4 protein-coding genes and 1 pseudogene are annotated in these 8,362 nt (G+C 60.5%); all 5 read right to left on the reverse strand.

All coding sequences use genetic code 11. The features are described from left to right. Positions 1–43 precede the first annotated feature (43 nt). Positions 44–2,374 (reverse strand): DEAD/DEAH box helicase family protein, encoded by a 2,331-nt coding sequence (locus tag AADJ04_RS02540; protein WP_341238647.1) that lies wholly within the window; start codon positions 2,372–2,374, stop codon positions 44–46. 19 nt (positions 2,375–2,393) lie between these two features. Then, the gene (locus AADJ04_RS02545) at positions 2,394–2,948 is read right to left on the reverse strand and encodes a hypothetical protein (RefSeq protein WP_009517702.1); all 555 of its coding nucleotides are present in this window, start codon (positions 2,946–2,948) and stop codon (positions 2,394–2,396) included. Positions 2,949–3,057: 109 nt separating this feature from the next. Beyond that, positions 3,058–4,782 (reverse strand): DUF262 domain-containing HNH endonuclease family protein, encoded by a 1,725-nt coding sequence (locus AADJ04_RS02550; protein WP_341238648.1) that lies wholly within the window; start codon positions 4,780–4,782, stop codon positions 3,058–3,060. Positions 4,783–4,797: 15 nt separating this feature from the next. Beyond that, a complete protein-coding gene (locus AADJ04_RS02555; RefSeq protein WP_341238649.1) occupies positions 4,798–7,320 on the reverse strand; it encodes a DEAD/DEAH box helicase family protein in 2,523 nt (840 codons plus the stop codon). Further along, a pseudogene (locus AADJ04_RS02560) lies at positions 7,317–8,362 on the reverse strand (site-specific DNA-methyltransferase); the annotation flags it as partial. The gene AADJ04_RS02555 and the pseudogene AADJ04_RS02560, both read right to left, overlap by 4 nt.

The following is an 8,362-nucleotide window of genomic DNA, read 5'->3' on the forward strand; positions in this document are numbered from 1 at the left end:
GAGCACTGGCGCGGGTTGCTGCAGGCACTGGCGAATTCACACCTCACTTCAAATCTTCACTGCTGATGCGATACCCCATCGCCCGGTAGCCACGCTGCCGCTTGTCCCACATCCGCAGCAGCGCCGGATGGCCGGTGTCGACGAAGTCGATGATCCGCACGTCAGTCTTGCTGGCGTGCTCGCGGTGCAGGCGCCCGGCGTACTGCTGCAACGTGCCCCTCCAAGACACCGGCATCGCGAGAACCAGGGTGTCGAGCGGCGGGTGATCGAATCCCTCGCCAACCAGCTTGCCGATGGACAAAAGGACGCGCGGCGCGTCGGGCGGTAGTGCATCCAGGTCCGCGACCAGCGTCGCTCGTTGCTTCCTGGACATTCTTCCGTGCAAGACGAACGGGGCCGGTTGCAGGCTGTCGAGTTCCGTCTTGATGGCATCGAGGTGTTCTGTGCGTTCTGTCAGCACCAGCACCTTGCGTCCCTGCGCGACGGCATCGCGCACCTCGGCGGCAATGGCAGCTGTTCTGGCCGAATCGTTGGCGAGGTGCCGGAAGACGTCCTGAATGCCAGCATCGGTCGGCACGTCGATCCGGCCGAAGCGTGAACGAGGCAGCACTTCCAGATCACGCGGTGCCCCGGCTGGCTTGGCGGCCATGTATCGGATCGGCCCGCACTGCATGAAGATGATTGGCTGCTGCCCGTCGCGCCGAATCGGGGTCGCCGTCAGGCCCAGCACGTATTTCGCCTTGGTCCGCTTGAGGATCGCGTCGAAGGAGACTGCGCCGACGTGGTGGCACTCGTCGACGATCACCTCCCCATAGTCCTCGACCAGCGGGTTCACCTCACCCTGGCGCGACAGGGACTGCATCACCGCGATGTCGATCTTGCCAGTCGGTTTGGCCTTGCCGCCGCCTATGGTGCCGACCACGCCCTTGGCGACACCCAAAAAAGCTTGCAGGCGCTCCTGCCATTGCTTGAGCAACTCCGTGCGATGCACCAGCACCAGGGTGTTGACGCCCCGCCGGGCGATCATCGCGGCGGCGGTGACCGTCTTGCCGAAGGCAGTTGGCGCGCACAGCACGCCAGCATCGTGGGTGAGCAGTCCTGCAACAGCGGCTTCCTGATCGAGCCGCAGACTGCCGACGAAAGACACGTCCAGCGGCTGGCCGCCGAAGCGTTCGTCTCGCAGGTCACAGGCAATACCGTTCTCTCGCAGCAAGGACAGCGCGGCATCCAGGCAACCGCGCGGCAGGGCGATGTGCTGGGGATAGCTCTCGGCGCATCCAATGACGCGCGGCTTGTCCCACACCGACATCCGCATCGCCTGGGCCTTGTAGAACTCAGGGTTCTGGAAAGCCGCCAGCCGGATCAGCCGGTTGGCCAGAGCCTGCGGCAACTCGGCCTTCTCGAAATAGATCAGATTGGCCAGCGTGACGGTCAGTGACTTCGGCATCGGACCGGCCAGTTTCTTGGCCGATGTATTCTCGCGCTTCCAGGGCGTGGCCAGGTCCTCGTCGTCGATGAAGGTGACGTCTAGCGGATGGACGCCACCCGAGGCCCGGAGGATGGTCGGCTCGATATCGTGCGCGGCCATCGGCTGGATGGACGCGAGGAACGCCCATTGATCAGGGTACGGTCGCAGATCGGGATCGACAAAGACGCTGAAACCCTGCTCCCTCGGACCTTTCTGCAGCGGCAAGGCGATCAGGTTGCCGAACCCGCCTTTGGGCATGGTGTCCTGGTTCGGGAACAGTCGGTCATAGGATTCCAGCTTCAGTTGCCGGGTGCGAGCGCAGGTATGGGTGATGATGGCCGTGCCCAAGCGGCGGGCATCACGCGCTGAAACCCGGCTGGCGAAAAACACCCATGCATGCGCGCCATTGCCGGACCGCGAGATTTCCAGCGCAGCCGGAACACCCAGCTCTTCGCAGGACCGCATGAACGCTCGCGCGTCGTCGCGCCAGTCGGCCTCGTCGAAATCCACAGCCAAAAAATAGCAGGTGTCATCCTCCAGCAGCGGATAGACGCCTACTGTGTGCTCGCCGGCCAGGTGATCGTAGATCACCGCATCGGACAGTGGGATCAGCAGGCGATTGCTGCAATCGCCGCATTTGATGCGCGGCTTTTCGCAGATACCGGCGCGCCACTCATTGGCGCAGGCTGGTGCGTAGCCCGACTTGCCTGAGGTCTTGCCTTCCCATCGAACTGGATAGACATCGGTGCGGCCTCGAAACAGACGGCGGAACAGCGCCACCTTTTCGGCAGTGGAAAGCCGGGACGGTTCCGGCTCCCTCGCCACAACGATAGCTGATTGCGGCGCACGCCACTCAATGCCGTGGGATTCAAGAAGCGCGATCAGGCGGGCGTTTTCGGCCTGCAAAGTTGAGAGAGCTGTCCGTTCAGTCATCGACCCCGTACTCGGAAAGCAACTCATCCATATCGTCGCCTACGCCGTAACCAAAGTTGTGGCTGATGTTTCGAACCACGCACAGACGTCCCCAGAGCGTGGATCGCGCCGCATCGGGCAATGCAGCAATCGCCTTCAAGGCCTGTTCGAACATTCGCACCAGTGCGTCGAAGTACCCCTCGTCCTGCAGGCCAATGTCGTTGCTGAACCCGGCTGCACGCTCACAGTAAAACACCATCAGTTCCGCAAGTCCGTCGGGTTGCCCGACAGCTTTCTTGTAATCCGAAATAGCCTTTTTGGCCTTGGCTACCGAGGTGTCCTGGTTCTTGAACACGTCGGGCCAGAGCCAGCGGTCGATGGCGGCCTTGTAGGGCTTGAGCACATCTTCGCCGAGTCCGAAGCGGGCGTGCAGGAATGCCTGGTTGTCTTTACTGGCGGCGTACAGGTCTTGCACAAGCCCCATCAGGCCAGCGCGGTCGAAGTCGGCCAGTTTGGTTTTAACGTCGCTCCAGCTGGGGGTCGATTTCGGAGTTTTCTTCGTTGCCACGCGCTTCACTCCCTGGGCCGAATCGTTGCGCTGTGTTTAAAAGTCGGGGCCAAGAACTCTGTCGCCAACATACAAACGAGAATCCAGTTCCCGCCCACCAGCTGCGGAGTCATGCTTTGATCCCATATGACCCGGCCAGACGATTCAGCAAATCCTTATGCCGCACCTCTAGATCACCCAGAGTGAAGGTACCCAAGGCCAGGAGACGCTGGGAGTTTGGCAAGCTTTCAACTCGGTCCTCGAAGTAACGCACCCGTTTATCGGCAAAGTCCAGGTTGCCCAGCGACGTGTTCTTACGTCGTGACACAAGCATCAGGTTGCCGAGCCGGTGAAGCCATACCTCACGCTGCGCATCGGTGAAATCCTTGAGCCATTGGCTGGCTTTGCCCGGTGTCTGCGGCAGAATGTGCTCGACGCTGATCTCGTCGGGCAAGTTCAAGGGTGCGGCATGACTGGCCAGCAGATATTCCAAACGCAACAGCACATACCTGGCAAAGCGCCGCCCATAGATCGCACCGTCGAGCAGATCCATCAGCTGCTTAGAGTCGAAATCGAAAACCCTGCTGGCCAAGACCTCGTCTGGAGTCCTGGCTGACTCGATGGCCTTGAGCACCTCGTTCATGTTGCTGATCCGCTGGGTTGGTGTCAGCTGCACAATCCAGTCGGCCGAAAATTTGTTATCGATGCGCTCGATCAGGTCGAGCAGTTTCTGAGCCTTGAATTTGCGATACCAGGCCAGCACCGGTGGAATCCAATCGGTGGCAGGCAAGCCACGGCGCATCACGTTGATGCGGTTGCGGTACGCGTTGCCAAGGCTGGTTGGCAGGCCATCAAACTGGATTGCCTCGTCGAAAGCGTCCTTGTAGGCTTTGACAGCCTCAAAACTGTCAGTGCCCAGCGCCAGCAACGGTGGTTTGGCACCGTAGATGCGCTCGTCGAATTCCTTGAGCAGACCTTCGCGCGCCTTATCTTTCACGTAGATCGTGCGCACCAGGGATAGGAATCGGTCGAATTCATCACGACCCATCTCGCCCTCGACCTCCTCCCAGTATTCGGCCCATTTGGTGCGCTCACTGTCCTTGCTGATGGCGCCAAGGTTTTTGGCCTTGAGGATGTCGCTGTTCGACAGGGGGATGCCCCGGTCGTTAAGGATGGTGAACAGGCGGAAAGCGTCGTCCAGATCCTCGGTGGAGACATAGATGAACAGTGCGTTGTTCAGCAAATATCCGACAAAGCGGTCAAAGTCTGCCTCGGACGGAAAACGGGTGGTGTCATCAATACTGGCATGTATGGTCTGCAAGCCTGCGGCCATATTCGACAGCGACAGGTTCTTGCTGGCTGCGATGCCCACCAAATCCGGGCTCTGAGAGCCACCATCAGTCTTGATGTAACTTTCGATGAAGGTGCCAACGTTATCGCGAATGTCATAGACGATGCGATTGCGACCGGGAATCTTCTTCCACTTGTTCTCTTCCTGGAACAGCATTTCACGGCAAGCGGCTTTAAGCTTGTCATCCGTCACTCGGTCACGGATGCAGGCCAGCATCAGCATTAACGTGGTCAGACGCTGCTGGCCATCCAGTAGTTCGTACTCTTCAAAGCTCACCCCGTCGGTGGTGCGAGTTGCCTTACGCAGCACCATAGAACCCAGAAAGTACTGCCCTTCCGGGTTGTGCTCGCTGGCGTAATTCACATCATCGATCAGCTCGGAAATCTCATCTTTGCCCCAGACATAGGCTCGCTGGTAATCCGGGATGCGGAACCAGAAACGCGAGAACACCTCGCCGACGACAATCTTGGCGCTCTCGATCTGGCCCTTCTTGCTTGAACTCATTTCCACTCCCTGGGATTACCTGGATGCAGCAGCAAACAGATCATCAAGCAGCGGGTTGCTGTTGATCAGCAGCAGCTTCTTGATCGTGGCGGCCTGGTTGATCTCCAGGCGCGCGAAATGCTCGCCACCGGCAGAGGATTGCTTCCGAATCAGTTGAATGCGCCCGAATAACCCGCCGTGCTTTTCCGCAAACTTTGCCAGCCCGACCGCTTTCTCAAAGTTGTCACTCAGGCTAGGGTCATGGGGCTCCAGAATATCTATGACGAACTCGCTGCCGCTTTTGCGTACCACGACCAGATCTGGAAACATCGGGCGCACGTCACCACCCGTTTCATACGGAATTTCCAGTGACCACGGCTTGCGATCCAGATTGCGCAACCAGCCGACCACTTCAGGCTTGGCCAATTCTTCCTTCAACACCCCTGCTTCCCAGGTGCCCAATTCGGTACGGAACTGGCCACTGCTTTCTACGTACAGGTGGCGCTCCCAAATCGGATCGGCAGGCGAGCGCTTGAAGTCGATGGATGCTGGCAAATGCCATGGCACTTCGTTGGGCTTGGCCGTCGCCAGCCGCAGCTTCTCGTAATTGACGCGCCGCTGCTCCTTGAGTTTGTAGATGGCCTTCTTGTGCTGGTCATAGAGGCTGTCGAAGGCCGCCTCCGCCTTGGATTCCAGAACAGCCATTTCTGCCGCGTTGCGAGCCAGAACGATGGCCTCGACCTTCACATCCAGCGCATCGCGATCCGCGTGGGCGCGCCAGTACTCCATCTGCAGGCCATGGCTGAAGGCGCGACCAGCTTCTTCAAACAGCCGATCAATGTCCACGTCCGAGGCATCAATGTGATAGTCCGCAGTCGGCTCAGCTACGCCAGCGCCGTTATTGACAGCCAAGGTCCGCAGGCCAACCTGCGTGATCGCTTTGGCCGCAGCATCGAACTGGCCTGCCGCCTTGATCGCGGCGACCCGCCGCCCCATCCACTCAACGATCTGCTGCTTGGCTTGGCCCCAGGCATCGTCATCAATCTCATCGATGGTCAGACTGCGTGAAATGGCCATATACCGGCGCAGTGGGCTTTGCGCCCGAGCGGCATTCACACGGTAGGTGATCAATTCGTCGAGTGCCGCAAAGATGGCCTCGCAGCCTTCGCGCCGCTTGAGCACCACCAAATTGCGGCTGGAGCCGGTTTCGGCGGGCGGCACATCTTCCGCGTTGTGCAGCGAGGCCACCACGCTTTCCACGGCCCCCGTATCGAAGTAGGGCAAAAACAGATGCACATCGTTGAGCGCCGCATCCTTTTCGATGCGGCGTGCCAGCGGCGTGCGCACCATCCGGCCCAGCAACTGGGCGATGTAGGTGTGGTCCTCCGCACGGCGGAACGACATCATCACTTCGGCGCGCGGGCAATCCCAGCCGGTGGACAGGCTGGTCTTGAAGAACACCACACCGATGTTTTTGTCCGCATCAATCCGCGAGGCTTCGACCTTGCGCACCCGGCGGCCGCCCACGTCCAGGTCACCCGTGTCGTGCATCGCATGGGCAACCTCGCCTTCGTTCAGGCGACGGCCAATGGCACTCTCGATCACGGTCAGTGCTGCGCCAAGATCCGTCTTGGTCAGTTGCCGTTCTGAGCCGTTCTCAACCTGAACCACCAATACCGGCCAGACGGTTTGTTCTTTTTCTTCATGGCAGTACGCGCCCCAGGCGGCCGTCATCTGCCCCCAGCGCCGTGCCGCCTCTTCCAAAAGCGCCATCTCAGCCGTGGTGGCGGCTTCCGGGTGATGAATCAGGATGCGGTCTTTCAGCAGGCCAGACTTGCGCACCTCCTCAGCAGGCACGGCCACCTTGTGCGTGGTCACGGTGTGCTCAGCGTTGGCGATCAAATCCAGGAATCGTTTGGGCGTGGCCGACACCCCAATCACCATCGGCATCTTGACCAGGCCAACCTCGGGGTAACCCAACAAGAAGCGCTGCATCAAGGTCTGCGCAGCCTGCGCCCCCTTGCCCGAGGTCATGCCGCGGTGCGCCTCGTCGATCACCACATAAAAGCGGTCGGGAACAGCGCGCGCGGTGTTGGTCAGCGTTTCCCAGATCAGATGTTGCCGTCCGTCGCCACGGTTGGTCAGCGGTTGATTGACGGCCAGCTTCTGCGTGTTGATGAAATAGATGCGCCCGCCATCCAGCCGGGGCGCGTCAAAATGCGCATCGATGGTGATGAGCTGGTTGACCCGGTAAACCTTGTCCGATTTGCTCTCGATCTTGAGCTTGGTCTGCTCGTTCAGCTCGGGCATGTCCGACACCCACAGGATCACGGCATCCGGTTGCGGTGCCCAATCCAGCGGCCAGGCCAATTGGTCATCGGGCTCGTCCAATATGGCCTCGAACAGCGCCGTCATCATGATCGTCTTGCCGCTGCCCGTGGCTGCCGAGAAGGCGACGACTTGCTGGTTATCCGGCGACACGCTCTTGCGGGCGCTCACCAAGGCGTCGCGCAGTTTGCCCAGCGCGTCTTTCTGAAAATCGAACAGCGTGACCCTCATGCCCGCGCTCCCTGTGTGCCAGCCTGACCGGCAGCGCGGTCCTGGTTCTTGTTGATCATGAAATTGAGCAGGTAATCGCGGTACAACTGCACCACCGCCAAGCCGGGGTTGGCCTTGGCCGCCACCTCGCGCACGTCCTGCGCCATGGTTTTGAAGGATTCGTCTGCATCGGTGACGATGAACACCAGTGACAAGCCGGTGCGACCTTCCAGGGACTTCAGCAAACGGCCCATACGGGTTTCATCCAGCAGCACCACAAAATTGCTGCCTTCCGGCGCAAACAGCACCGGCTCTGGCTCACCACGCTTCAGCTCGGGTCGCGGGCCTAAGGCACCAGCCTTCAGCCACAGCAGGGGCAGGATTTCGCGGAAAGCCCGGCGCAGCGACACGCGTTCGCGCTCCAGAAAATCCAGCTTGAAGTACGCGAGGTTGGCGGCAAAGCCTGCGCTCATCGGGCGCTTTTCTTCCTCCGGCACCAGAATCGGGCCGAGCAGTTCGGCCACCTGCGCCTTCAACTGGTCGAACACACGCTTGACGGGCGTGACGATGTAGAAGTCGGTAATGTGCTCTTGCCCGTCCAGCGCCTCCAGCCAGTCTTCCGCGGCTGCCGGGTCAAACAGCACGCTGGCCTTGTGGCCTTCCGACACGATGAAGGGGCACGGATCTTTCACCAGCGTCTGCGGTAGACCATCGATCAGCGCCACCACCTGCTTCTTCTTGGGCAGTGTGTCGAGCTGTGCCGGATCGACAAAGCCGATCTGCGTGAAGCTGCGCGCTTTCTCCCGCTCCACGGTTTTGCCGGTCAGGTATTCCCCGGTCAGCACCGAGCCATCGTCGCGCTGGCCGAGGATGGTGAACTTGCTGCGCGGCCAGGTCACCGAGCGGCAGATGCCTTGGGCTTCCCAATCCGCGTCGCCCGGTTGCAAGCCGCGGGCGCTCAAGGATGCGGCCTCCGCTGCGGCGACTTCGTGGTTGGTGACCAGGATGAAGCGCAGCTGGTCGCCCGCGGGGGCGTTGAGCAGGTTAACAGCATTCGGTGTGG

The organism is uncultured Acidovorax sp., assembly GCF_964021665.1.
GTDB lineage: Bacteria > Pseudomonadota > Gammaproteobacteria > Burkholderiales > Burkholderiaceae_C > Acidovorax > Acidovorax temperans.

Excerpts from the sequence above, each read along its gene's own strand:
- AADJ04_RS02550 (WP_341238648.1), bottom strand. The coding sequence starts at position 4,782 with ATGAGTTCAAGCAAGAAGGGCCAGATCGAGAGCGCCAAGATTGTCGTC.
- AADJ04_RS02555 (WP_341238649.1), bottom strand. The coding sequence starts at position 7,320 with ATGAGGGTCACGCTGTTCGATTTTCAGAAAGACGCGCTGGGCAAACTG.